Below are 892 nucleotides of genomic sequence, written 5' to 3'. Positions count from 1 at the left end.
TACTGCGCGGAGCTGGAGCGGGACCGGCCGCAGGCGCTGCGGCTGTACGACGCGGTGCGGCGCCGCAACCACTCGCTCGGCGGCGCGGCCTTCGGCTGCGCCCGGGTGCTGCTGGCCGAGGCGAGCGGCACACCGGACGCCGCCCTGGCCGCGCTGGAACTCGTCCCGGCGCACTCGCGCCATCTGACCGCGGCCAGGACCGCCATCGTCCGCATCAAGGCGGCCAGGGCACGGAACTCGCCGCCCGACGACGACGCGCTCAAGGACGCCCTGCACCGGCTGGGACCGCTCTTCCACGAGCACGGCCTCACGGACCACCGGAGCCGCCACCGCCTGGAGACCGAGCTGTGGGAGACGGTACTCGAACGGGTCCCGCACCGGCCCCTGGCCGATTTCACCGCGCAGCTGGACGGGCGGCTCACGGCCCCGGAGAGCCCGCGGGAGCTGGCCGACATGCTGTCGCTGCTCTACCGCGGCCTCGCCGACCAGGCCAGACGCTCCGACCTGCCGGACAGCAACGAGATCGCGGAAGCCCTCATCGACCGGGCCAACAGCGTCCGTCCGCTGGGCTTCCGCCACGACAGGAGGCACCCATGGCTGGGGAAGGCACACCGGCAGCGCATCCGGGACCGGCTGAGCCCACGGTCTTCCTCGAAGTGAGCCAGGTCCCCGAACTGCCGGTGCCGGAACCGGGACAGGAGGCGCGGATGTACGCCGTCGTCACCGTGACCGTCCGGCGCCCGGCGGGCCGGGGGACCGGGCCGGCCGCACCGCCGGGCCGGGGACCGCGCCATGCGGTGGTGTTCCTCATCGACCACTCGTCGTCGATGGTCAGCCCGCCCACCCGGCTGGCGGCCGCCAGGAACGCGGCGGCCGCCGCCGTGCGGGCCGT

General features: G+C 75.0%; 1 protein-coding gene and 1 pseudogene. Both read left to right on the top strand.

Annotation, left to right across the window (positions count from 1 at the left end):
* Positions 1-660 (top strand): tetratricopeptide repeat protein (locus G3I19_RS36645; RefSeq protein WP_275402811.1); only part of this gene is annotated, 660 nt, incomplete at its 5' end.
* Positions 657-892, top strand: a pseudogene (locus G3I19_RS36640) (hypothetical protein); the annotation flags it as partial. The gene G3I19_RS36645 and the pseudogene G3I19_RS36640, both read left to right, overlap by 4 nt.

It is taken from the genome of Streptomyces sp. SID10853 (assembly GCF_010548145.1).
Taxonomy (GTDB): domain Bacteria; phylum Actinomycetota; class Actinomycetes; order Streptomycetales; family Streptomycetaceae; genus Streptomyces.
Note: the sequence above shows the minus strand (reverse complement) of the source record. Positions and strands in the feature narration are given on the sequence as shown.